Annotated in this window: 22 protein-coding genes; 13 read left to right on the forward strand and 9 right to left on the reverse strand. The window is 69.3% G+C overall.

All coding sequences use genetic code 11. The features are described from left to right. Positions 1-5: 5 nt before the first annotated feature. Together DMC61_RS29070 and DMC61_RS29075 are read right to left on the reverse strand one after the other, a co-directional pair. The gene (locus DMC61_RS29070) at positions 6-1,616 is read right to left on the reverse strand and encodes a thiamine pyrophosphate-binding protein (protein ID WP_125692975.1); all 1,611 of its coding nucleotides are present in this window, start codon (positions 1,614-1,616) and stop codon (positions 6-8) included. Then, the gene (locus DMC61_RS29075; protein WP_125692977.1) at positions 1,613-2,389 is read right to left on the reverse strand and encodes a cyclase family protein; all 777 of its coding nucleotides are present in this window, start codon (positions 2,387-2,389) and stop codon (positions 1,613-1,615) included. Before DMC61_RS29075 ends, DMC61_RS29070 begins: the two co-directional genes overlap by 4 nt. Before the next feature lie 97 nt (positions 2,390-2,486). On the opposite strand from DMC61_RS29075, the gene DMC61_RS29080 reads away from it, so the two are divergent. Together DMC61_RS29080 and DMC61_RS29085 are read left to right on the forward strand one after the other, a co-directional pair. After that, the gene (locus DMC61_RS29080; RefSeq protein ID WP_125692979.1) at positions 2,487-2,963 is read left to right on the forward strand and encodes a GNAT family N-acetyltransferase; all 477 of its coding nucleotides are present in this window, start codon (positions 2,487-2,489) and stop codon (positions 2,961-2,963) included. Between the two features lie 114 nt (positions 2,964-3,077). Continuing rightward, positions 3,078-4,322, forward strand: coding sequence for an HNH endonuclease signature motif containing protein (locus DMC61_RS29085; protein ID WP_125692981.1), 1,245 nt, complete (start codon positions 3,078-3,080; stop codon positions 4,320-4,322). A 54-nt stretch (positions 4,323-4,376) separates the two neighbouring features. Here the strand turns inward: DMC61_RS29085 and DMC61_RS29090 are convergent, their stop codons facing one another. From DMC61_RS29090 to DMC61_RS29100, 3 genes are all read right to left on the reverse strand, one after another. Beyond that, positions 4,377-5,732 carry a deoxyguanosinetriphosphate triphosphohydrolase family protein gene (locus DMC61_RS29090; RefSeq protein WP_125692983.1) on the reverse strand — a complete coding sequence of 452 codons (1,356 nt, stop codon included), beginning with the start codon at positions 5,730-5,732 and terminating at the stop codon, positions 4,377-4,379. A 127-nt stretch (positions 5,733-5,859) separates the two neighbouring features. Next, the gene (locus DMC61_RS29095; protein WP_125692985.1) at positions 5,860-6,723 is read right to left on the reverse strand and encodes a sigma-70 family RNA polymerase sigma factor; all 864 of its coding nucleotides are present in this window, start codon (positions 6,721-6,723) and stop codon (positions 5,860-5,862) included. Between the two features lie 9 nt (positions 6,724-6,732). Further along, positions 6,733-7,647 carry a glycoside hydrolase family 16 protein gene (locus DMC61_RS29100; RefSeq protein WP_125692986.1) on the reverse strand — a complete coding sequence of 305 codons (915 nt, stop codon included), beginning with the start codon at positions 7,645-7,647 and terminating at the stop codon, positions 6,733-6,735. 121 nt (positions 7,648-7,768) lie between these two features. On the opposite strand from DMC61_RS29100, the gene DMC61_RS29105 reads away from it, so the two are divergent. From DMC61_RS29105 to DMC61_RS29115, 3 genes are read left to right on the forward strand one after another with little or no spacing between them, the layout of a single operon-like run. Continuing rightward, positions 7,769-8,479 (forward strand): GntR family transcriptional regulator, encoded by a 711-nt coding sequence (locus DMC61_RS29105; RefSeq protein WP_043848210.1) that lies wholly within the window; start codon positions 7,769-7,771, stop codon positions 8,477-8,479. 52 nt (positions 8,480-8,531) lie between these two features. Further along, the gene (locus tag DMC61_RS29110; RefSeq protein WP_125692988.1) at positions 8,532-11,927 is read left to right on the forward strand and encodes a TM0106 family RecB-like putative nuclease; all 3,396 of its coding nucleotides are present in this window, start codon (positions 8,532-8,534) and stop codon (positions 11,925-11,927) included. Further along, a complete protein-coding gene (locus tag DMC61_RS29115) occupies positions 11,924-12,214 on the forward strand; it encodes a hypothetical protein (RefSeq protein ID WP_072026510.1) in 291 nt (96 codons plus the stop codon). The genes DMC61_RS29110 and DMC61_RS29115 overlap by 4 nt, the downstream gene beginning before the upstream one ends. A 1-nt stretch (position 12,215) precedes the next feature. Here DMC61_RS29115 and DMC61_RS29120 read toward each other — a convergent pair whose 3' ends face one another. After that, positions 12,216-15,299, reverse strand: coding sequence for a BTAD domain-containing putative transcriptional regulator (locus tag DMC61_RS29120; RefSeq protein ID WP_125692990.1), 3,084 nt, complete (start codon positions 15,297-15,299; stop codon positions 12,216-12,218). A gap of 118 nt (positions 15,300-15,417) precedes the next feature. Between DMC61_RS29120 and DMC61_RS29125 the strand changes: the two genes are divergently transcribed. The 5 genes from DMC61_RS29125 to DMC61_RS29145 all read left to right on the forward strand — a co-directional run bounded on the left by DMC61_RS29125 (position 15,418) and on the right by DMC61_RS29145 (position 19,284). Beyond that, the gene (locus DMC61_RS29125; protein WP_125692992.1) at positions 15,418-16,287 is read left to right on the forward strand and encodes an alpha/beta fold hydrolase; all 870 of its coding nucleotides are present in this window, start codon (positions 15,418-15,420) and stop codon (positions 16,285-16,287) included. 62 nt (positions 16,288-16,349) lie between these two features. Then, positions 16,350-16,970 carry a hypothetical protein gene (locus tag DMC61_RS29130; protein WP_125692994.1) on the forward strand — a complete coding sequence of 207 codons (621 nt, stop codon included), beginning with the start codon at positions 16,350-16,352 and terminating at the stop codon, positions 16,968-16,970. Between the two features lie 107 nt (positions 16,971-17,077). After that, positions 17,078-17,575, forward strand: coding sequence for a hypothetical protein (locus DMC61_RS29135; RefSeq protein WP_125692996.1), 498 nt, complete (start codon positions 17,078-17,080; stop codon positions 17,573-17,575). Between the two features lie 144 nt (positions 17,576-17,719). Then, positions 17,720-18,409 carry a sigma-70 family RNA polymerase sigma factor gene (locus DMC61_RS29140; RefSeq protein ID WP_125692998.1) on the forward strand — a complete coding sequence of 230 codons (690 nt, stop codon included), beginning with the start codon at positions 17,720-17,722 and terminating at the stop codon, positions 18,407-18,409. A gap of 95 nt (positions 18,410-18,504) precedes the next feature. Then, on the forward strand, positions 18,505-19,284 hold the full coding sequence (locus DMC61_RS29145) for a hypothetical protein (protein ID WP_016335303.1): 780 nt from the start codon (positions 18,505-18,507) through the stop codon (positions 19,282-19,284). Here DMC61_RS29145 and DMC61_RS29150 read toward each other — a convergent pair. Further along, positions 19,274-19,795 (reverse strand): hypothetical protein, encoded by a 522-nt coding sequence (locus tag DMC61_RS29150; RefSeq protein WP_125693000.1) that lies wholly within the window; start codon positions 19,793-19,795, stop codon positions 19,274-19,276. The two genes, DMC61_RS29145 and DMC61_RS29150, sit on opposite strands and share 11 nt — an antisense overlap. 38 nt (positions 19,796-19,833) lie before the next feature. Between DMC61_RS29150 and DMC61_RS29155 the strand changes: the two genes are divergently transcribed. Together DMC61_RS29155 and DMC61_RS29160 are read left to right on the forward strand one after the other, a co-directional pair. After that, positions 19,834-20,271, forward strand: coding sequence for a MarR family winged helix-turn-helix transcriptional regulator (locus DMC61_RS29155; RefSeq protein ID WP_125693002.1), 438 nt, complete (start codon positions 19,834-19,836; stop codon positions 20,269-20,271). Between the two features lie 60 nt (positions 20,272-20,331). Continuing rightward, a complete protein-coding gene (locus DMC61_RS29160; protein WP_125693004.1) occupies positions 20,332-21,504 on the forward strand; it encodes a CdaR family transcriptional regulator in 1,173 nt (390 codons plus the stop codon). Here the strand turns inward: DMC61_RS29160 and DMC61_RS29165 are convergent. Further along, on the reverse strand, positions 21,501-21,884 hold the full coding sequence (locus DMC61_RS29165; RefSeq protein ID WP_016335307.1) for a hypothetical protein: 384 nt from the start codon (positions 21,882-21,884) through the stop codon (positions 21,501-21,503). The two genes, DMC61_RS29160 and DMC61_RS29165, sit on opposite strands and share 4 nt — an antisense overlap. Positions 21,885-22,108: 224 nt before the next feature. Between DMC61_RS29165 and DMC61_RS29170 the strand changes: the two genes are divergently transcribed. After that, positions 22,109-23,143, forward strand: a complete 1,035-nt coding sequence (locus DMC61_RS29170; protein ID WP_158634145.1) for a DUF3068 domain-containing protein — start codon at positions 22,109-22,111, stop codon at positions 23,141-23,143. Here DMC61_RS29170 and DMC61_RS29175 read toward each other — a convergent pair. Further along, on the reverse strand, positions 23,137-23,835 hold the full coding sequence (locus tag DMC61_RS29175; RefSeq protein ID WP_125693149.1) for a class I SAM-dependent methyltransferase: 699 nt from the start codon (positions 23,833-23,835) through the stop codon (positions 23,137-23,139). The two genes, DMC61_RS29170 and DMC61_RS29175, sit on opposite strands and share 7 nt — an antisense overlap. Positions 23,836-23,970 lie beyond the last annotated feature (135 nt).

A 23,970-nucleotide genomic window follows, 5' to 3' on the forward strand; every position in this document is an offset into this window, starting at 1 on the left:
AGGACTCAATGCCGGAAGGCTTCGGCGAGCCACCACGAGCCGCCGTCGTCGGCGATCTTGGCGTCGACGACGAGCGGCGCGGCCCGTGGGCCGTCCAGCCAGTCCTTGACGGCGGCGAGATCCTCGACCGACCGCACGGTGACCCCGGCGCAGCCGAAACCGCGTCCGATCGCCGCGATGTCGGTGTCGGGGAACCGGACCGTCGTCATGTCCGCGGCACCGAAATGGTGGATCTCGGCGCCGTACGCCGCGTCGTTGTAGACGATGACGACGAGCGGGATCCGTAGCCGGACGGCGGTTTCCAGCTCGGAGAGGGCCATGTGGAACCCGCCGTCGCCGACTCCGAGCACCGGCAGGCGCTCCGGCTTGGCCAGCGCCGCGCCGATCGCCGTCCCGAGGCCGAGCCCGATGCTTTGGAACGCCTGAGTGAAGCAGAAGCCGTTCTCGTCGGGCACGGACAGGTACGCGCTCGGATAACCCATGAAGTTGCCGGAGTCGATCGAGACCACCCGTTCGGACGGCAGAATCTCGTCGAGACGGCGGCTGAGCGTACGCGGATCGATCCTCCCGCCCCCGGATAGGTCGTTATACGGGACGTCGTTCCATCGGGTGCTTTCAGGGGTTTCGCGGCTCCTGTGGTGGCCACGCCTTCCGAGTTCGGCGTGCACGTCCACGGCCGTGCTGGTGACGTCGCCGACGACGCCCAGGTCGATCGGCCGGTGCGCGCCGAGCGCCGCCTGGTCGACGTCGACCTGGACCAGCCGGGCGGCCGGACCGAGCAGCGTGCCGTGCCGGGTGGTCCACACGTTCAGCGCGCATCCCCAGCCGATCACGAGGTCGGCGTCCCTGACGAGATCCGCCGCTCGCGGCGACGAAAAGCCGCCCGAGATCCCGATCGAGAAGGGAACGTCGTGGAAGAGGCCGTGCGCCACCGCCGAAGTCGCCAGCAGCGCACCGGATCGTTCCGCGAGTTCCTTAAGTGGTGCTGCGCTCCCCCGTGCGCCGCGGCCGGCGATGAACACCGGCCTGCGCGCTTCGACCAGGAGGTCTGCCAGTTTTGCGACCGCGTCGGCACTCGGCCGGATCGACGCCGGGCCGGGGATTTCCGGGACCGGGGCCGATTCGGGCGCTTCCTGGGCTTGGACGTCGAGCGGCAGGTTGAGCAGGACCGTCCGTCGTTGTTGGACCGCCGTCCGATAGGCACGGACGGTGTCGGCGACCGCGATCCGCGCCCCGTGCACGCGCTCGGGCACCGCGCCGACGGCGGCCGCGAGCGCGTCTTGGTCCACCCGGAAGTTCGACAGCACCGCCGACGCCGCGGTGTCGCCCGCCACGACGATCATCGGGGTCCGGCTCTTGGCCGCCTCGGTGATGCCGGTGAGCGCGTTGGTCAGCCCGCAGCCCTGATGGAGACTCAGTACCGAGACCTGGCCACTCATCCGGGCGTACGCGTCGGCCATGCTCGCCGCGCCGCCCTCGTGCCGTGCGGCGACGAACCGTGCCCCGCCCGCCCGCAGCCCGTTGGTCGCCTCGAAGTTGCCGCTGCCCACGACCCCGAACGCGGCGCCGACGCCGAGTTCCGCGAGCGTGCGGCCGACCAGTTCCGCGACGTTCATACCCGCTCGACCAGCGCGTAGACCCTGGCGGGGCTGCCGGAACCGCCGACGATCGGGAGCGGGCTGACGACCAGCAGGGAGCCGGTGGCAGGCAGACTCGCCAGGTTCTGCAACTGGGTCAAGCCGTGTTTTCCGGCGCCCAGAAGGAGTTCGTGGCAGGGGAAGGCCGGTTCGATGGCGAGTGCCTGCCCCGCGTCGGTGCCGACGGTCTCCACGCCGAACCCGGTGATCGGCGCCTCCTCCGCGAGCCAGCGAGCGCACTCCCCCGAAACGCCAGGGGTGTGCGGGCCGTTCTCGTCGTTGTTGAGGAAGGCCTCCTGGTCGTGCGAGCGCGCGTCCCAGCCCGTGCGGTAGAGCAGCCAGCCGCCCTCGGGCAGCGGCCCGTTCACGCGCTCCCACTCACGGATGTCTTCGATGGACAGCAGATAGTCCGGGTCCTCGGCCGCGCGGGCGGACGCGTCGAGCACCACGGCCGGGGCGACCAGCGTGCGCAACGGCACCTCGGAGACGTCGTGGCCGTCCTTTCCCGACACCCAGTGCACGGGGACGTCGAGGTGGGTCCCGGTGTGCTCGCCGGTGTGGATGTTGTTCCAGTACCAGCGCGGCCCGCGTTCGTCGTACCGGCTGATCTCCTCCAGGCCGAACGGGATCGTGTTCGCGAACGGCTCCGGCAACTGGAGGATCGGGGTGTTCGCGCTCAACGGGGCGGTGAGGTCGACGACCTCGATCGCGCCCGTGGTGATCGCGGAGTTCAGCTGGGCCAACAACGACATGCGTGCCTCCCGGGAGTGACTGCGGCGTCTCGGCCACCTTAGGCGGATTTCGGGTTTGATGGTTGCCGGGAACGTCGCCGGCAGACGGAGGAGATCGATGGTCGAGGTGGCACTGCGGCCGGTCGAGGACCGCGACCTGGACACCTTGTACGAGCTGATGCGTGACCCCGAATCGGTGAGGATGGCCGCGTTCATCGCCAGGGACCCCGACGATCGCGAAGCGTTCGACCGTCACATGGCGAGGTTGAGGACTTCCCCGGACCTCACCCTGCGTGCGGTGACCGGCGACGGGCGCTTCCTCGGCACCATCGGCAGTTTTTTCGTGGAAGGCGACGCCGAAATCACCTACTGGATAGACCGTGCGGTTTGGGGGCGGGGAGTCGCCAGCCGCGCCCTCGCTCTGTTTCTGGAGATGGTCGAAGTCCGGCCTTTGTACGCCCGGGCCGCCAGTGACAATTTCGGGTCGCTTCGGGTGCTGCGGAAGGCGGGGTTCCGTGTCATTGGGACCGAGGTCGCGTACGCGTCGACTCGGGATGGTGAGATCGATGAAACCGTTCTGCGGCTTGAGGTTTGAGGGGTGGCGGTCCACGAGCCGGACGGGGCGGCGCGTTTGCGAACACTGCTTGAATAGATTTCAAGAAACCTTTTCAGATTCGCACACTTGTTCGATGCTTGCTATTCTTGCGGAGTGTCCGGACAACGTATCCTCGAACCGCCGCAGGAGCTGTGGCGTGCCGGTGCGCGCGAGCTCGCGCACGGTGTCGTCGAGCGGTTGTCGGTGGCACGTCAGGCGCTGGCGGAGGTCGGGCAGTTCCTGGTCGAGATCGAATCGCGGGGCCCGATGGAGTTGTTCGGGCACGGCTCGACAGCAGGCTGGTTCGCCGAGACCGCCCGCATCAGCCCGAAAGAAGCCGGTAACCCTGTCGCCCGTGCGCTGGCGCTGAACGAGAGCCGGAACCTCGACGGCACCCCCGCTTCGGCTTTCGCGCCCATCGCCGGTGCCGCAGCCGCAGAAGGCGACCTCGGGCATCAGCAACTCGACCCGATCCTCGCGGTACTGAAGAAAATCCCGGACGACGCCTCGGCCGACGACCGGACCGGCGCAGAGCAGATCCTGGTGACCCTGGCCCGCCACGCAGGACCGCAGGAGATCAGCAACGTCGGCGCCGAACTCCTCGCCCACCTCGACCCCGACGGCAACGAACCCAAAGACGAAGACCTCAAACCCCCATCACGCGAAGTGCACCTGCACAAACGCGACGACGGGTGGTGGCGGCTCAACGGCTTGCTGGACCCCGAATTCGGGGCCCGCGCCAACGCCCTGTTCGAAACCTGGGGACAACGAAGACCCGTCGACGAGGACGGCAACCGTGACCTGCGTACTCCGGGTGAGCGCAATGGTGACGCGTTGTTCGACGCGATCCATTACGCGATGACCAACGACAAAGCGCCCACCCTGTCCGGAGACCGCACCACCGTCGTAGTCACCATCCCGCTGGAAACCCTGACTTCCGGGCTGGGGGCGGCCTGCGTGGACGGAGTCGCGCAGATCACCGCCCGGCACGCCCGCATGCTGGCCTGCGACGCGAAAATCATCCCCGCCGTCCTCGGCACCGACAGCGAACCCCTCGATATCGGCCGCGCCGCCCGTAGTGTCACTCCTGCTCAGCGCCGCGCCTTGAATCTGCGCGACCACGGGTGCGCGTTCCCCGGCTGCCGGCGAAGACCGAAACACTGCGAAGCCCACCATATTTTGCCGTGGGGGCAGCTCGGCGACACCGATCTGAACAATCTCTGCCTGCTCTGCCGCTACCACCACATGGTCATCCACGGACAATCCGGCTGGAAAGTCCAGATCACCAACGGCCGACCCGAATTCATTCCACCGCAATACCTGGACCCGCTGCAAACACCCCGCCACAACCACCGCTGACACCGAGGGAGCCCGCCGACCCACCAGGCGACGGGCCCCTCGGCATGCGCTCGCTCAGTTGAACCAGGTTCCGAACATCGAGCTCTGCGACCGCCCCGCCAGTCGCTCGCCAAGATCGACCGCTTGCGCTTCGGTGAGCAGACAGATGTAGTCGGTGACGGCCCGCGCACAGCCGGCTTCCTTGTTTTTCTCCGACATGGCCTCCGCCGTGTCATCCTGCGTGATATCGCGATAGATCCCCCGGAGTTGGATGGGGATTTTCGGGCTACTCGGAGACTTCTCCAAGCACATCATCAGCCGATCGAAGAGCGAACCGATGATCCGCTTCTGACCTTCCTGCTGGATGGCAAGCGGAGGCCTGTTGATCACGTAGAACCACGTGAGTTCCTTCAGCGCGGCGACCCGGTACTGGCTGCTCTGCTCGATCTCGACGTAGGGTGGTTCACCGAGTAGCCGGACCGCCTTCACGAAGCGGGTGAGGTGGCCGCTGCTGATCTTGTTCATCTGCACCCGGTTCTTACGGGTTTCCCAGCACTGGGAGTGCAGGCGTCCGCCGAACTCGGCGATGATCGTTTCGAGCTCGTTCCGGAATCGGAACTCGTCGAATCCCCTGTGCTGCTTCAGCCTGCGGAGGCCATGCTTGAGTATGCGCTCCTTGTCCACCGACAAGCTGTGCAGCGGGATGAGACCGGCACGAAAGTAGTCCTCTAGATCATGCGTCGCGTAACTGATGTCGTCCGCCCAATCCATCAGGACAGCGTTCGCGGATCTCAAGTCACCGCGGCTGCCTTGCCGCGCCCAGTCGAAGTCCACCTTTTCGGTCTGATACGCGCCCCATTTGTCCCCGTAGCCACGGTCGGTCCATAGGGCTGTCGACTTGGACGAATGCTTCAGACACGGATACTTGAGGATCGCGTTCAACGTCGCCTGGGTCAGATTGAGACCTGGGTGCTCCATCTTCCGCCGGGCGAGTTTTGTGACCACCCGGAAGGACTGAGCGTTCCCTTCGAAGCCTTCCAGCCCGTCGATCTGGGCCAGTCGCTGACCGAGGACCTCCTCCGCGATGTGGCCGAACGGCGGGTGTCCGATGTCGTGCACGAGTCCCGCCGTCTCGACAACGTCCTCGTTCAGATTCGATCCTTCCGGGAAACCACGCTTCAGATCGTCCAATTGATAGCGCAGGTGCTGCACGAGTCTTCGCCCCATCTGAGCGACCTTCAAACTGTGGGTCAGCCGGTTGTGCAAGACCAGCTGCTCATTGACCGCAGCGACCTGCGCCACCCCGGCCAGCCGCCGGAACGCGGACGAATAGAGAACCCGGTCCCGATCCCGCTGATAGTCGTCCCGATACGCGGTGTCCTGCTCCTTCACCGGATGACGCCGGGCCTTCCCGACTGTCCCCTCCGACATGGCCGCCTCCTCGTCGTGACTCAAAAGAGCTTCGAAAAGAAGGCGGCCACCACCAGAAGACCGTTAACGAATCCGGTGAAGACACCGGACCATCGGTATTCGTTCGCGACCGAACCGCAACCCCGGATCAGTCCACCATCACCAAATCCAGCCCCCGCACCCGTTCCCGGTCCGCGATGACATCGATCTCGCTGATCTTCCCGTCCGCGAACTCGAACGCGAGCACCACGGAAGGCCGTCCTTCGTCGGCCATCACGAGGCCGATACCGCCGTTCACCAGCGCGAGCTGGGTGACCGCCGCGCGCACCGAAGCGGCCGCCGCGCCGCGAGCCACCACGTTGGCGCCGCGCAGGAAGATCGGTTCGCGCGAGGGGCCTGCCGCCTTGTCCGCGCGGAGGACGACGTCGGGGTGCAGGAGTTCGAGGAGCGCGGCGAAGTCGCCGCCGCGGGCCGCGGTCAGGTAGGCGTCGACGACCTGGCGCCGTCGCGCGAGGTCCGGTTCCGCGGCGGTGGAACGACCCTGGACCCGGCGCCGGGCCCGGCTCGCGAGTTGCCTCGCGGCGGCCGGGGTGCGGTCGATCAGCGGGGCGATCTCGTCGAACGGCACCGCGAACATGTCGTGCAGGACGAACGCGAGCCGTTCGGCGGGAGCCAGCGTGTCCAGCACCACCAGCATCGCGAGCCCCACCGAGTCGGCGAGCACCGCGTCGGCGGCGGGATCGACGGAGGAGTCGGCCGGTTCGGTGAGCTGGTCGTCGAGGGATTCCTCCCGCCGGTGGTCGCGCGAGCGCAACACGTTCAGGCACACCCGCGCCACCACCGTGGTCAGCCAGCCGCCGAGGTTCTCGATCTCCGCCGCGTCGGCGCGGTTCAGCCGCAGCCACGTGTCCTGGACGGCGTCTTCGGCCTCACTGGACGAGCCCAGCATCCGGTAGGCCACCGCCCGCAGCCTGGTCCGGTGTTCCTCGAAACGTTCCGTCAGCCGATCCACCGTTCACATCTAACAGCCACCGAGATCGTCGGTGAACCGCACACCCGAAGACCGGTACGACGCGGCCCGATCGGCGGCGGCCTGCGGCGTCAGCACCTCGTTCTTCGCGTAGTAGACCCAGTCCACCTGTTCGAGGTAGGTGCTCGTCCCGCCACTGTGCTGCGTGAGGTCGATGAACCACTGGTTCACGTTGAGCGACATGTTCTGCCGCGGGTACACGTCGAACGGCCCGCCGCGGTCGTGGTCGGCCACCAGGGCGCCGTCGATGTAGTACCGCACATGGCCGTCGGAAACCGTCGCGACGACGGAGCGCCAGCCGTCGATACTGCGGCGCTGGCTGTCGCTCTTGTTCTCGGCGTACCAAGGATCCGGCGTGTAGGTGTGCCAGCTGGTCTGGAAGTTCACCGGCCCCGCCTCGCCCCATCCGCCGTTGGGCAGGTACTCCGAGAAGTCCAGCTCGCTGTAGATCGGGTCGTTGGCGTAGCGGAGCGGGCTGATCGTGAAGAAGGTCTGGTTGATCCGGTCGCCGTCGGGGCCGGACGCCGGCGCGTCGGAGAAGCGGATCCGCGCCGCGTACGTGCCTTCGAAGAACCGCCGATCGGGCTGCATGATCTCGGTCTGCGTCGTCCCCGCGGGTGTGCCGTCGGTGGTGGAGGCGAGTTGCAGCACCTTGTCGCCGTCGGACGTCGGGAACGTGATGCCCTCGGGCGCCCAGCGCGCACCGCCGACACCGGGGCCACCCGCTCCGGAGCGCACCTGCCAGCCGTGCTGGGCGAGGAGACCGTCGGTGTGCGAGCCGTAGTGGAAGTCGTCGAACAGCGCCCCGCAACCGGCCGCTCCCGAAGCGGCGCCCGGCGCCAGAGCCAGTGCGGTGACCGACAAGGCCGCGACGGCGGCGGCGCGGAACTTCCCTGAGGTCGACATCTCGTCTCCTTTACCACTGGTCAGTTTCTTTCCACCGTCGCCCGGTGAAGTGGTAAAGTCAATAGGTCTAGACAACTTGTCCACCAGCCAATTCGCTGTGGCCACTGGGTAAGCTGTGGTCATGCGGCGCACAGAGGTCAAGGATCGGCTACGCCAGCTCATCGAGCGGCGGCAGCCGGGCGAGGTCCTGCCTTCGGAACGCGCGCTGAGCACCGAAATCGGCGTCTCACGCCCCACCCTGCGGGCCGCGATCGACGAACTGGAGCGCGACGGTCTCGTGGTCCGCGAGCACGGCCGCGGCACGTTCACCGCGCCGCGCAAGATCTCCCAGGACCTCCTGCCCGCCACCGGCGGCGAGCAGTTCGCCCCGCCCGCCGAGGGCCACTGGACGAGCCGCGTGATCGACTTCGCCACCACGCCGGCGGGTGCCCGGCTGGGCAAACGGCTCGAAGTCTCCCCCGGCCACGTACTGGTGGCCGTCACCCGCGTCCGCGTCGTCGAAGAGGCACCGATGGCGATCGAGCGGATCCTCGTGCCGCGCGACCTCGTGCCCGATATCACGGCCGCGGGTTTCGAGTCCGGCTCGTTCTACGAACTGCTCCGCACGCGGTACGAGGTCGTGCCCGCGACGGCCGTGCAGATCATCGAGCCGACCGTCACCGATCCCGACGAGTCCGGCCTGCTCGGCGTCCCGCAGCACTCCCCCGCGCTGCTGTTCGAACGCACCACCCGCGACGACGGCGGCCGCGTGATCGAGTACACCCGCTCGATCTACCGGGGCGACCGCTACCGGATCACCTCGCACCTGACGTTCGACCACACCTCGGGCTGACTCCGGCGCGCCGGGGCCGTCGCGGCCGGAGTCCATGTAAGACTCCCGGGCGATGTACACCCCGTCCGATCTCGCCGACCTGCTCGAATGCGAGCACCGCAGCCTCCTCAACCAGGCGCTGGCCGCCGGCCTGCCGGGCGCGCCGCGGCCGGGGTCCGGGCCGGATCAGCTCGCGGTCACGCACGGGCGCGCGCACGAGGTCGCGACGCTGGACAAGCTGCGGGGCGAGCGGAGCGCCGTCGTCGAGATCGACGAACGCGATCCGGCCGTCGCCGCGAAGGCCACCGAAGAAGCGCTTCGGGCCGGTGCTCCGGTGATCTACCAGGCGGTCTTCCACGACGGCGAGTTCTCCGGCCGGGCCGACTTCCTGATGCGGGACGACGAAGGCCGCTACGAGGTCTACGACACGAAGCTGGCCCGGCACGCGAAGCCCGCCGCCGTCGTCCAGCTGACCGCGTACGCCGACGCCCTGCGCCGGGCCGGCTGGCCCGCAGGTCCGCAAATGCACCTGTTGCTGGGCGATCACAGCACGCGCTCGTTCCGCGTCGACGACTTCCTCCCGTTGGTGGACCGGCTCCGCGCCCGGCTGCGGAACCGGCCGCCCACCTTGCCGGTCCAGCTCTGGGCCGACGAGCGGCCCGCGTGCGCCGGCTGCTCCTTCGCCGCGCACTGCGCGAGCGCCCGCGAAGCCGACCGCGACCTTTCGCTGGTCGCGGGGATGCGCGGCGATCAGCGGCGCAAGCTCGTCGCGGCGGGACTCGGCACCATCGACGCGCTCGCGGCCGCCGCACCGGAAGACCGACCGCGCGACATCTCGACGACGTCGTTCACCACGCTGCGCGCCCAGGCCGCGATCCAGGTCCGGCAGGACGAAACCGGGCAGATCGCCTACGAGATCATCGATCCGGACGCGCTGGCCGAACTGCCGCCACCCGCGCCCGGCGACGTCTTTTTCGACATGGAGGGCGATCCGTACGCGCTGGCCGGCGAAGGGCTCGAATACCTCTTCGGCGCCGTGACCGCTGACGGCGGCACGAAGTTCACCCCGTTCTGGGCGCACAACCGGTCGCAGGAGAAGCGGGCCTTCGAAGAGTTCGTCGACTTCGCCACCGCGAGGCTCGCCGAGCATCCCGGCTCGCACGTCTACCACTACGCGCCCTACGAGGTCACCGCGATCAAACGGCTCGCCGCCGTGCACGGGACCCGTGAGGACGCCGTCGACCATCTGCTGCGCAGCGGCGGTCTGGTGGACCTGTATTCCGTGGTGCGCAAGGCACTCCGGGTCTCGCAGCGGTCGTACTCGATCAAGTATCTCGAACCGCTCTACATGCCCGAGGCACGCGACGGCGACGTCAAGACGGCGGTGTCGAGCATCGAGGCCTACGAGGAGTACCTGACGCTCACCGCCTCCGGCGAGACCGAGCACGCCGACGAGGTGCTGCGCGGGATCAGCGACTACAACGAATACGACTGCGTCTCCACGCTGCGGCTGTTCGAGTTCCTCCACAAGATCCGCGTGGACGAAGGGATCGCGCTCGCCGAGCCGCCCGAAGAGTCCGATGTGGACGCTCTGCTGCGCCAGAGCGAAGAGGACGTCGCGGCCCAGAAACGCGCCGAACGCGCGGCACAGCTGGCCGCGCTGGTCGATCCGCTGCTGGACGGGCTGCCCGACGATCCGGCCGAGTTCACCGGCGAGGATCGCGCCCGCGCGCTGCTGGCCGCGTCGGTCGGTTACCACCGCCGCGAGACGAATCCGGCGTGGTGGGAGTACTTCCGTCAGCTGGCCGCCCCGCTCGGTGACCTGGAGACCGACAACGCCTGCACCGTCCCGATCTCGCTGGAAGCCGGGGAATGGGTCCCGCCGTCGGGCCGGGTCCGCAAGGCGAAGCGCTCACTCGTGCTCCGCTGCGACCCGGACCGCCCGCATCCCTTCGCCCCCGGCGACGACGTCCGCCTGCGCTACGGCGCGGCCGCGCGCGACGCCAAGGTCGTCTCGGCCACCGCCGTCGAACTGACCCTCGAAGAAAGCTGCGCGCCCGACGAGACCACCGCCGACCGGCCGGTCGCGGTGCTGCCCGGGAGCCCGGTCCGCCCCTCCCCCAAGGACGACGCCGTCGCGGACCTCGCCCGCCTCGTCGTCGACGGCCTGCCGGCGCTGCCCGCGCATCCCGGCGTCGATCTGCTCCGGCGCACGACACCCCGGCTTCGCGACGACAAGACCTTGCCCGAACCGGGGGCCGACCTGGTGACCACGGTGATCGAAGCAGTCGAGGCGCTCGACGGCTCCACGCTGGCCGTCCAAGGCCCGCCGGGCGCGGGCAAGACCTATCTGGCGGGCAGGCTGATCGCGAAACTCGTGCGCGCGGGCAAGACGATCGCCGTCACCTCGACCAGTCACAAGGCCGTGGAGAACGTGCTGTCCGCCGCGCTGAAGAACGCGCCGGATCTGCCGTGCGCGAAACGCGCCAAGCGCACCCCGGATCCGGCCGCGCCGTGGGAGCAGCCGAAGACCAACCCCGCGCTGGTGAAGTGGCGTGAGGAGCACGACACCGGTCATCTGGTCGGCGGCACCGCCTGGACGTTCGCGAACGCCGCGATCCGGGAAGAGCCCTTCGACCTGCTGATCATCGACGAGGCGGGCCAGTTCGCCCTGGCCGACGCGCTCGCGGTGTCGATGTGCGCCAAGAATCTCCTGCTGCTGGGCGATCCGCAGCAGCTGCCGCAGGTCGTGCAGGGCACGCATCCCGCCGGCGCCGAGGCGTCCGCGCTCGGGCACCTGATCGGCGAGGCGGACATCATCCCGGCCGAACTCGGGTACTTCCTCGACGAGACCCGGCGGATGCATCCGGCCGTGTGCGCGCCGGTGTCACGGCTGTCCTACGCGGGCCGTCTGCACTCGCATCCGTCGGCGGCCGAGCGGGCGATCGACGGCGTCGAAGCGGGCCTGTACCTCGCCGAGGTCGACCACCACGGCAACACGACGCGGTCGGTCGAGGAGGCGGAGGCGGTGACCGCCCTCGTCGCCGAACTCCACGGCCGCGCCTGGACCGATCACGGCGAGCCCCGGCCGCTCGGCGACGAGGACATCCTGGTCGTGGCGCCGTACAACCTGCAGGCCCGGGTCGTCGCCCGCGCGCTGGACGAGGCGGGGCATCCCGGCGTGCGGGTGGGCACGGTGGACCGGTTCCAGGGGCAGGAGGCGCCGGTGGTGATCACCACGATGACCTCGTCGTCGGCCGTCGATCTGCCACGTGGCCTGGACTTCCTGCTCTCCCGGAACCGGCTCAACGTGGCACTTTCGCGGGCGCAGGCGCTCGCGATCGTGGTCTGCTCGCCGCGGCTGGTCGAGGCCGACATCCGCACGGTCGACCAGATGCGGCTGGTTTCGGGCATGCTCGGGTTGATGACCGAAGCCGTGCCGTGGCACGCAGGACGGAGTGGACGATGACCGAGAACGACCCGGACAAGGAAATCCTCGACGCCGAGATCGTCGAAGAGTCCCCGACGGCGCCCGTCGAGGTCCCGGAGCCGGATTACAGCGAGAGCGGCGTGCCCTCGTTCGACCACGTGCGAGACCGGATCGAGCAGCGCTACACGACCTCGCTGGGCTCGACCGAACTCGCGGGCCTCGGCGGCAAGGAAGACGTCGCTTCGCTGGACAAGAAGATCGCCGACCGCGACAAGGCCGCGAAGGACAAGCTGGCCGAGATCCGCCGCGCGATGCGGGAGCAGTGAGCTAATCCCAATGCGGTGAACCGGCTTTCACCGCGACGGCCCGCGCCTTCCGGTAGTGCCCGGCGGCGGCCTCCGGCCTGCCGAGAGCCGTGGCCAGGTCACCGAGGTAATGGGCGACCGGGCGGAGGGTGAGCATCCCGCTCCCGGCACCGGCGATCTCGTCCTCGGCGGGCAACAGGTCGGCGTACAGGCGTTCCATCGCCGCCCGGTCGCCGAGTTCGATCGCGACCACCGCGTGCAGACAGGTGCGGGCCTCGAACAGCAGGTCCCGGGGCGAATCCGGGATCGGGAGGGGCGGACGGCACCAGCTTTCGTAGGCGCCGTAGCTCTCCTCCAGCGCTCGCGGTGGCAAACCTCGCTGGAGCCGGTCGCAGAACAGGGCGAGCGCGAGGATCCCGTTGTCCACTCCGGACATGGCCGTTCCGGCGAGCCCCGCCGCCGCGGCACGATAGGCCGCTTCCCCACCGGGGCCGGTCATCGCGGTCCGCATCGCGCGATACCACCGGGTGAACACGCCGACGAGCGGCAGCCCGTACTTCTCGCCGAGCTCGTCGGCCGACGCGGCGTGCCGATCCGCGGTGGCGAACTCCGCGAGCGCGCTGTTCGCCTGCAGGAGCACGAGATGTCCGAGCACCTCGAACGTCACCAGCCCGTGCCGTGAGGCGAGATCGACCAGTTCGGTGCCGATCGCGGCCCGCTCGGGGGCGAGCCCCGCACGGTCGAAGGACTGCAGGAACCGGGCGTTGAGCGCGAACGCGAGCAGTGCCGGGTCTTCGAGCTCGCGAGCGAGTGCCTCGGCTTCCCTGGCCGCCTCGCGAGCCCGCTGTCCGCCCGCGTTGCGCAGTTCGACGGCGAGGGTGGCCAGCAGGCGGCACCGTTCGGCCCGCCGATCCCGCGGTAGGGCGGCCAAGGTCCGCTCGACGGCGCCCGCGATCCGGGAAGCGAGCTCCCTGTCGTCGCTCTCGGTCCAGCTGGCGGGAACGTCGAAGGCGCCGATCGTCCGTGCGGTCAGCAGCGGATCGTCCAGCTTTTCCGCCAGTTCCAACGCTTCGGCCCGATACCGCCGGGACCGGCCGAGGCCACCGGCGACGGCCGAAGCACGGGCCAGGCCCATGATCAGCTCCAGCCGCCTCTCCGGGTCGGAACCGCCGGAGCGGTCGTACGCGGTGAGCGCCGCCTCCCAGAGCCGTGCCGCTTCCGTTGGGGCGAAACGACTTTCGGCACGTTCCGCGGCCGCTCGCGCGTACCGTGCGGCCCGGTCGCCATGCTCCTCCGACAGCAGGAAGTGGTATGCCAGCGCGTCGACGTCGTCCGGGCGAAGCCGTTCCAGCGCCTCGGCGATCCCGCCGTGCTCGCGGGCCCGTCGCGAACGGGAGAGGTCGTGGTAGAGCGTGTCGCGGACGAGCGCGTGCGCGAACCGGAACCGGTTCGGCGCCCGTTCGGCCAGGATTCCTTGCCTGGCCGCGATCTCCACCGCGTCGAGCGCGGTTTCCCCCGCCAGCGCCTCGAGTACGTCCAGATCGACGTCCGTGCCGAGCACCGCCGCGCGCCGGACCACTCCGCGGACCTCTTCTGGTAACGCGTCCACCCGGTGCCGGACGACGTCGCGGACTCCCGGCGGCACCGCGGCCAAGGCGGCGGGCCCCTCGTCGGCCAGCAGCCGGGCGAGTTCACGGACGAAGAACGCGTTCCCGCCGCTGCGCCGATAAAGCACCGCGGCGGTCTCCGGCTCGACGTCTTCCCCGGTCGTGGCTCTGACCAGCGCGGCGATCTCGGTCTCGGGCAGCCCGCCGAGATAGATCCGCGCCGGCTCGTGACGAGCGGCCCGGCCGAGGAAGTCCGTCAACCGGGCGGGCGGATCGGTGCCGCGATAGGTCGCGACGATCAGCACCGGCTCGCTCAGCACCGCGGCCAGCAGCGCCAGCGTCTCCTCGCCCGCCCAGTGCAGGTCGTCGAGGACGAGCAGCAAGGGTGCGGCGCCGGACAGGTAGGAAGCGACCGCCCGGTGCCATCGCCAGCGCGCGGCGAGGGGATCTTCGGTCGCCGGATCCGCCGTCGGTGGCGCTCCGTACCCGGCGTCGGCGAGGGTGGCGAGGATCCGGGTCCAGGCGTAGGCGGGCGGCGCGCCCTCGTCGTCGGGGTTGCTTCCCCAGGCCGTGGTCCAGCCTCGCAGGGCGAGACGGGCGGAGAACGCCTCGGCCAGCGCGGTCTTCCCCACCCCCGCCTCACCCGACACGAGCACGAGCCGCGACCCCGCCGAGGCTTCTTCGAGCCTGGCCAGTTCCGCGTCCCGCCCGATCAGCGGCCGCTCGGGGACCTCGGGCACGGACGGCGCCAGCCGGGGCGCTTGCGCGAGGATGTCGGCTTCCAGGTCCCGCAGGCCCGCGCCGGGATCGATGCCGAGTTCGTCGGCGAGCCGTTCTCGCGTCGCGCGCAACACCGCCAGGGCCTCGCCTTGCCGTCCGGAGCGGTAGAGCGCCAGTGCCAGCAGCCGGGAACCGTTCTCCCGCAAGGGATATTCGCGTACCCGTGGCTCCAGCTCGGGGATCACCTCGGCGGCCCGGCCGAGTGCGAGAAGGGCCTCGGCACGGAGTTCGCCCGCCAGCAACCGGAGTTCGGTCAGCCGGGAGACCTCGCCGAGCGCCCAGCCTTCCCCGGCGAACTCGGCGTACGCGGGACCGCGCCACAGCGCGAGCGCGGTGTCCACTTGAGACAGTGCAGCGTCCGCCCGGCGGGCGTCGAGGAGCTCACGGGCCGTGGCGACGGCGGCCTCGAAATCCCACGCGTCGACGGAATCCGCGCGCAGGGCGTAGCCGCGGGCGACCGTGACGAGCAGCCGCGCGGGCTCACGGGGCGCGCGATCCGGTTCCAGCGCGCGGCGCAGGGCACCGACGAAGGTCTGGACCGCGCCGACCGCGCCCTCGGGCGGGCGTTCCCACAGGTCGTCGACCAGGCGTTCCACCGGCACGACCCGGCCGCGGGCGATCAGCAGCCTGGCCAGCACCGCGCGGTGCCGAGGGCCCTTGAGCCCCACCTCGCCTCGCCCGTCCTCGGCCACGAGCGGGCCGAGTACCCCGAACCGCATCGTCACCTCCTTCACCGACGGTGATCATCGTGCCCTGGCCGCTCGGTCGTCGCTGACCGGGTGCTGATTCGGGCCGGGAACGCTGGTGGTCATCACGGAACGACCAAGGAAGGTACCCATGCGCATCACCGGATTCGACTACCAGCGCGTCCCCGTGGCGGACGGCGTGGCACTCGACGTCGCCGTCGCCGGGACGGGCAGCCCGATCGTGCTCCTGCACGGCTTCCCCCAGACCCATCTCATGTGGCGGCACGTCGCGGCGGATCTGGCGGCCGACCACACCGTCCTCTGCCCTGACCTGCGAGGATACGGCGAAAGCGACAAGCCGGCCGACACCGGCGAGACCTACTCGAAGCGGTCGATGGCGGCCGACGTCGTCGCCGTCGCGAAGGCCTTCGGCCACGACCGGTTCGCCCTCGCCGGGCACGACCGGGGCGCGCTCGTGGCCATCCGGGCCGGGCTCGACCACCCGGACAAGGTGAGCCATCTCGCGATCCTCGACGTGCTGCCGACGCTGGACATGTGGGACGTGCTGCACGGCGCCGGCGCCGCGGTCGGCTTCCACCTGTACCTGATGGCCCAGCCGCCAGGACTGCCGGAACAGCTGATCGCGGGCGCGCCGGACGCGTTCTTCGGTCACTTCCTCGACGCGTGGACGCGCGACGGCGACGCGATCCCCGCCGATGTCCGCGCCGCGTACCTCGAAGCGTCACGGAACGCGGTGCCCTCGATCGTCGCCGATTACCGCGCGTCGGCGGGCATCGACGTCGAGCACGACGAGGCGGACCGCGCGGCGGGCAACCGGCTCGCCATGCCGCTCACCGTGCTCCAGCAGGACTGGGGCGCCGTGCTCGGCTACGACGCCGCCGCGCTCTGGCGGGCGTGGGCGACGGACCTGGACCACCGGACGGTCACGTCGGGTCACTTCATGGCCGAAGAGTCGCCGTCGGAGGTGGCGAAGGCGCTTCGCGACCTGCTGACACGCTAGGCCGGGGGCGAGTCCCTTAAAACGCCGTGGCGCCTGCCGGGCCCGCCCCGTATCGTCGCCGCGTGCCCAGGCTCTTTCCAGTGGTGGAATCCTTGCCGCCCGGCTATTCGTCGTTCGATCTGTGGCCGTTCCGCAGCCCCGACGGCGAGTGGATTCCCCTGCGCCGCGAGATGTCGTCCGACGACGTCGGGGCGGTCGTGCTCTCGCTGCTCGGGCACAGCACGAGCGGCGAGCTCACCCGGCCCGACGTCGGGGCCGCGTTCGACGAGCTGATCCGGCTCGAAACCCTCTTCCTCCCCGGGGGTCTGCTGCTCGAAGCCGAGGGAATCGCCGTGACTCCAGGTTGCTGCTGTGACCTGACCGACTGGCCGGACTGGCACGGGATGCCGGACGGGAACGTGCCCGACCTCGGTCACGGACCGGGGACGATGGTCGAGTTCGACGGCGACATCATCCGGTTCTGGCCGGACGTGGACGACGAGGACTGGGAGTCCCCCGAAGGACGACGGCTGGAGATCCGGCGTCACGATCTCCCCGGCCTTCTCCAGGGCGTGCACCGAGATCTCGCCGGTTTTCTCGAAGCGCTCCGGGCGTGGGTGCGAAACCTCGAGCCGTCTCACGCGGATCAGGTGGTCGCCGCCGTAAGCGGCTACCTGCGCGTCGGAGCGAGCCCATCGGCTTGAGCCGAACGGCTCAACCCGCACCCCCACAGGTGGCAATCGACCGCCGTTCGGGTTTGGTCGTCACTCGGAGGGGTATCGGGAGGCGGCATACCGAACGAGGGGCCGCCATGAAACCGACCGTCGAACGCGCACCCACCGTGGCGCGTGATCTCCTTTCGCTCACCAGATCGGGTGAAGCCGACCGACTCGCGTCCGCACTGGTCTCCATTGCCACCTCCAGCCGGCGAAAACCGGCGCTCGACGACGTCGTCGGCCGGCTGGTCGACACGTTCTCCTTGGCGGCCAAGGATCGTCGTCGTTCGCTGCGGATCGGTGAACCGTTCACCCTGCGTCTTCGGGATCACGCGGGCATGACGGTCCGGCCCGACCGCCTCGAGCCGGGAGTGGCCGCGATCGTCCGGGCCATCGCCGCCAGCGTCCGCGACGACCGGGACACCTGCGCCGACCAGATCGGGCAAGCCTGCGGGAACGCCGATCTCGATCAGCGGATCCGGGTGCTCGCGCACTGCGTGGTCTGGACGGCGGATCTTCTCAGCACCGACACCACCGCCTATCCGCCGGTGTTGTCCTGCCTCACGGCGCCGAAAGGTAACAGTCCACAATAGACATTGCGCGGTTCGGATGACTTCCGGACCGTCGTATGGACATCCCCTGCACGGAACGGCAAGCTGGACAACCGCGCACGAAGTCCCAGCCCCCGATGACGGGCGCACCTTGGCGGCCAGTTCCCCCGAACCAGGAGTGCAGACTTGGACGAGGTAGCGCCCTCGACGGTACCCGCGGACTCCCGTGCCGCCGCCACGGCGGGACGGCTGCCCAACCCGGACAGCAGGTTGGTCCGGGCGGCCGTGGCCGGTGACCCGGACGCGCTCCGGGACCTGACCCGTTTCCTTTCCCCGCATGTGTTCCGCTACTGCGCCAGCAGGCTCGGAAGCGCCGGAACGGGTGCCTGCGACGCACAGGACTGCGCACAGGAGGTGTTGCAGGCGGTGCTGATCGCCTTGCCCCGCTACCGGTACCGCCCGGACCGGTTCCTCGCGTTCGTCCTCGGGATCGCCGGGCACAAGGTGGCCGACCTGCACCGGCGCCGTTCCCGCGAACCGGTCTCCTGCGTGCCCGAGATCGGCGACGGACTGACGGCGTGGGCGCGCCGCGACCCGGACGAGATCGAACGGCTGGAGCACCGGTTGCAGGCCGGGGTCCTGCTGGCGCGATTGCCCATGCCACATCGGCAGGTGCTCGCGCTGCGGTTCGTGTTCGGGCTGTCGGCCGAGGAGACGGCGGAACGGCTCGGCCTGCCGAGCGCGGGAGCGGTCCGCGCGGCCCAGTTCCGGGCGCTCGCCCGGTTGCGGGTCCTGCTCACCGAGCGGAACACCCGGCACGCGAGTGATGTCCCGCTCATCGGGCAAGTCGCGGAACCGGAGCTCGTCCCGGTATAGAAAAGTCCACTTAGGACGTTCCGCTTCTTGTACGGGCCTTGTACGGCGTTCCTCCATCCTGGCTCCCTATTCGGGGAAACCACGGGAGGACACAGATGAAGATCCGATCGAGGATCGCCAGAGGCATGGTGGGCGCGGCGGGCACGATCGCGCTGGCCGGGGCGATCATGCTCGGCGGCGCGGGCCAGGCGCTCGCGGCGACGGGCACGGTGAACACCGATTCCGGTGCGGCGGTGACCGTGCGGTCGAGCCCGAGCACCAGCGCGAGTTCGGTCGGCACCGTCGCGAGCGGCACCGCCGTCACCATCGACTGCCAGACGAACGGCTCGACGGTGACCGGGAAGTACGGCACCACCGACATCTGGGACTACGTGCCGTCGAAGGGCGGCTACATCAGCGACGCCTACGTCTACACCGGTTCGGACGGCCGGGTCGCCCCCGACTGTGCCGGCAGCACCCTCTCCTGCTCCACCGCCGGCACCGGCAACCCGCGGACCTGCGCCGAAGCCATCGCGTGGGCGAAGGCGCACGTGCACACCCACAACGACCCCGACTACTACCGCTGGTGCGACCGGATCAACGCGTGGGCCTACGGCTGGAACGCGAGCGGTTCGGAGACGGCCTACGTCCACTGGACCCAGATCCCCGGTTCGTTCAAGCACCCCGGTGACACCCAGGTCCCCGCGGGCGGGCTCGCCTTCTTCAGCAACGGCGGTACCGGGCACGCGATGTTCTCCATCGGCGGCGGCAAGTTCCTGTCGAATGACATCCACGGCCCCGGCAGCTTCACCGAGACCACCATCGCGGAGATCAAGAACACCTGGGGCTACACCTATCTCGGCTGGTCGCAGCCGTGGTTCAAGATCAACCACTGACCGCACGAGTGGCCTCGAAACGCTGCCGGACGAAGGGGTCCTCGTCCGGCAGCGTTTCCTCCGCCCGCCAGGAGAAACTCGTGGCGGTCAGTTCGGAGAAGATCCACCGGCGCCGGACGCCGCCGGTGTCCGCCTCGATTTCGAAGCCGTCCTCCGTCGGCTTGCCGAGGAACGGGATCACCCAGCCGTTGCCGGGACCGAGCCAGGTCGACCGGAACGCGCCGATCTTCTCGTCGTAGAAGCGCAGGCTCATCCCCCACTCCCCGTCCACGCCGCCGGTCCTGCTCGCCCTGGCCGGGCTGATCCACACGTCGGCGAGCGCACGGCCGTCCAGCGCCCAGCCGAAATGCCATTCGCCGTCGACGGTCCGGACACTCCCGTCCTCGGCGTGGTTGTGCACCACCAGGTCCCAGCTGCCGATCAGCGGCTCGAACACACTGAGCCGGGCGGCGAGCTCGGGGCGCGGCCCGGCGGCGGTGAACACGGCGGCGATCCGTTCGGTGACGTCCATGCGGCCAGAATGGGCACTTTGACAGTATGCTGTCAACTATGAGCGAGCTCGTCCACGACTACCGGTTGCTGATCGCCGCCGTCTACGAACTGGCCGGGGTGAGCCGCCGGATCAGCGAACGGGAGGCCGCCGGAGAGGGCACGACGGTCGCCCGCTGGCACGTGCTGAGCACGGTGTCCGAAGAACCGCTGGCCGTCCCCGCCATCGCGCGACGGCTCGGCCAGGTCCGCCAAGCCGTCCAGCGCGTCGTGGACGACCTCACCGAGGCCGGCGAACTGTGCGCGCGGCCCAATCCCGTTCATCGGCGCTCGGCCTTGTACGCCATCACCCCCGAGGGCGAACGACTGCTGCGACGACTGTGGGACGCGAGTGAAACCCGGCGCCGGGACGTGCTCGACGACAGCGGTGTCACCCCCGATGAGCTGCGGCGGGCCCGCGAAACCCTGCGCAGGTTGTCAACCGCGCTCAGCTCGTGAAACCGCCCTTTCGTCGCATCGTGATAAAAAGCGGCCGCACCATCGGGTTAGAGTTGACGGATGGGCACCGAAGCTCTCGCTACTCCCGCACCCCGGGAGCAGCGTGTGCTCATGCAGGCGATGCTCACCCGGCTGCCCGAGTTCAGTGATCGCCTCGCCCGGCTGCTCAGCGACGAGGACGAGTTCTACCACCAGGTGGACAGCACCGCGCCGGACGAGTTGCGCAAGGTCTGCCGGGCGAATCTCGAGCGGGCGCTGACGGCGCTCGTCGAAGGGCGGGGGCTGCCGCTCGACGCGGCCCGCAAGACCGGGCTGGCCCAGGCCAGGCAGGGTATCCCGCTGCCGTCCGTGCTCCGCGCGTTCCGGATCGGCGGGATCTTCGTCTACGAGCGCCTGCTGGAACTGGCGGGCCCCGGCTTCATCAACCCGGCGCGCACGGTGGAGATCAACTCCAACGTGTGGAAGACCATCGACCTCTACTCCGACGCGCTGACCACCGCGTACAGCGAGGTCGCCGCCGAACTCTCCCAGGAGAAGCTCGCCCTGCTCGACGGTCTGCTGCAGGGCCGGTTCGCCACCCAGCCGGAGCTCGAGAACGCCGCGAAGGAACTCGACCTCCCGGCCGCGGGCACGTTCGTCGCCGTCGTGACCGAAGCCGTCGAGCCGGAGGAACGGCCCGGTGTCGAGGCACTGCTGCGGGCTCGGCGCTGGAAGTCGGCCTGGCGGCCGGGCGCCGAGGTCGGCCTGGTGGTGATCGATCGCGTCGAGGACGTCCGGCGGCTGCGCGACCTGCTGGGCACCCTGCCCCTGGCGGCGGGGATGAGCAGGCCGTTCAACGGATTCCTCGAGGTACCGGACGCGGTCCACCGGGCCCGGATCGCCCGCCGCTCGCTGGCCGCGGGCGCCGCCGGTGTCGCCGTGTTCGGCGACTCGCCGGTCACCACACTGGTCGCGAGCGCGCCGGAGATGTCGCGGGACGTGCTGCGTTCGGTGCTGGCCGGGCTGCTGGTGCTGCCCCAAGCCGAGCGGCAGGTCCTGCTCGACACCCTGATCGCGTGGTTCGCCGGGCACGGCTCGGCCAAGGAGGCCGCGGACCGGCTGATCGTCCACCCGAACACGGTCCGCTACCGGCTGCGCCGGGTGCAGGAACTGACCCGGCGCGACCTGTCCGACCCGGTCGACGTCGGCGAACTCTACGTCGCGCTGGAAGCGGTCCGGCTGACGGAGGCTTAGCCTCTTCTCTCCGGCGCCATGTCGGCGTCGATGATCCTCGCGAGGTCCAGCAGCGTGTGCCCGAGACCGGGCCGCGCGGTGAGCCGCACCGCGAGTGTCCGGCCGCGCGCGGTCGTGGCGACCGGCAGCGTCACTTCGGGATTCGCGGATCTCGTCCACTGTGGACGGCGGCCGGCCGCGGACAGGACGATGTCGGGATGCGGCGACCGCCGCCCGGGACGCCACCGTGACCTCCTGGCGTCGAGATCACGGATCACGTTGCCGTGCAACGAAAGCAGCGCGGCGACGTCGGCGACGGCGTCGCGGAGCTCGATGTCGGTGATGGAATCCGAGTAGGCGCCGATGTCCAGCGCGCGACGATCGTTCGGGTCCTGCGGCACAGAGTTCCTTTCCACGCACCGGAAGTCGTCCGATGGTGGTCCCCATCACGTTGTTCCGGGGAACAAACATGTTTGGCGGACTGCGCCGAATGGGGGCGCCCGTACCACCTTCCGGTCGCATGGCGCGCCTGTGACCGTCGGTCACACCTTTGACGCCGACCGGCGCGCGGGCCAGTATCTGGCGACTGATTACCGATGGGTAATGTGTCTCACCAGGAGGACCGTTGCGTCGAGCGTTGAGCCTGATCTTCTTGGCACTAGGGGTGTTCGCCGTCGCCGGCGCGGTGCTGCTGCCGACCTATGTGAAACCCCAGCTCGCCAAGGTGCCGCTGAACCAGGAATCGACGTCGGTCCTCGAAGGCACCGCGTCGAAGGTGCTCGCGGTGAAGACGGTGGACGGCAAGACCGTCACGGAGATCCGTGACGACGCCAAGCTGAAGGCGACCGCCCGCGTGGTGGCGAACTTCGCGCCGCCGGAGATGCAGGAAGGCACGGACGTCGCCGTGTGGCTGATGGCCGTGTCGGTGGTCGACACCAGCGATCAGACCGTCGTCAGCGCGAGCAAGCGCCAGGTCTGCTTCGACCGCCGTACCGCGGAAGGCTACGTACCGCCGGGCGGCGGCCAGGAGTCGAAGTGCTCCGACAACAGCAGCTTCGTCACCAAGCTCAAGGAGAAGCCCGCGAAGGAGGGCGAGAAGCCTGAAGAGGTCCAGGAGTACAAGCCGCAGCCCGGCCTGAACTTCAAGTTCCCCTTCGACACCGAGCAGAAGGACTACCAGGTCTACGACGACAACACCGGCCGCGCGGTCCAGGCCCGGTTCAAGGGCGTCGAAGAGATCAAGGGCGTCGAGGTCTACAAGTTCGTCCAGGAGATCCCCGACACGAAGATCTCGATGAAGAAGGTGCCGGGCTCCCTCATCGGCGCCACCGGCGATTCCGTCGAAGCGGGGCAGTTCTACCAGGGCACCATCACGAGCTGGATCGAGCCGGTGACGGGCATCCAGGTCAAGCAGGAACAGCAGTCGCACCAGGAACTGCGGTCGGCCGCCAACCCCACCCCCACGGTGGTCTTCGACGGCAAGCTGGCCTTCACCGACGCCACCGTCGACGCGATGGTCAAGCAGGTCGGCGAGAACAAGGGCAAGCTCGACTTCATCGGGAGCACCGGACCGATCGTGCTCGGGGTCTCCGGCGCCGTCTTCCTCGCCCTCGGGGTCTTCCTTCTCGTGAAGCGCCGCCCCGCTCCCTCGCGTCACTGACGCTTGCGCAGCACCATCACCAGATTCCACGACGCGACCTCCCGGACACCCGGGACATGCGCGATCCATTGGGCCCAGGAGGGGTGATAGCGCGGGTAGACCTCCTGGAGATCGGCGAGCGGCGCGGCCTTCCCCCACCGGATGGCCGCGCCTGCCGAAAAGGCGAAAAGACTCTCGCCGAATTTGTTCTTCGGCTCCTTCCCGTTCTTTTCGGTATAACGCCGCCGGGCGTAGTGGCCACCGAGGAAATGCCACGGCGCCGTCTCGTGCCCGCCCCACGGTGAATACCACGGCGTGAACGAGGCGAAAATCGTTCCGCCGGGTTTGGTCACCCGGCACATCTCGGCCAGCATGACCTCGGGTTCGGAAACGTGTTCGAGGACGTTCGACGAATAGCAGACATCGACGGATGCGGTACGCACGGGGAGTTTCGTCCCGCTGCCGCGCACCATGTTCTCCCCCGCCTCGCCCCGTGCCGTCAACTCGCCGACGTCGGGGTCTATGCCCAGATACGTGGCTCCCGCGGCACGGAACGCGTCGGAGAAATAGCCGGGGCCACCACCGACGTCGACGATGGTTCGGCCGTTCAACGGAGTGTGCTGCGCCAATTGCCGGACCGAGTCCTCGGCGAGCACCGAGTAGAAACCGTCCGGATCCGTCTGTTCGGTGAGAAAAGCCCGGAACAACGTCACCGATCTGCGCAAGGTGGCGCGATGAGGCATCGTCACTGGGGTCACCGACCGATTACCGACCATCGAACCATCGCTTTCCGAGAATGATTCATCTACCGTGTACGCACCGGTAACCTAGCATTGTCGCTAACAGGT

It is taken from the genome of Amycolatopsis sp. WAC 04169 (genome assembly GCF_003947535.1).
In the GTDB taxonomy this organism is placed as follows: domain Bacteria; phylum Actinomycetota; class Actinomycetes; order Mycobacteriales; family Pseudonocardiaceae; genus Amycolatopsis; species Amycolatopsis keratiniphila.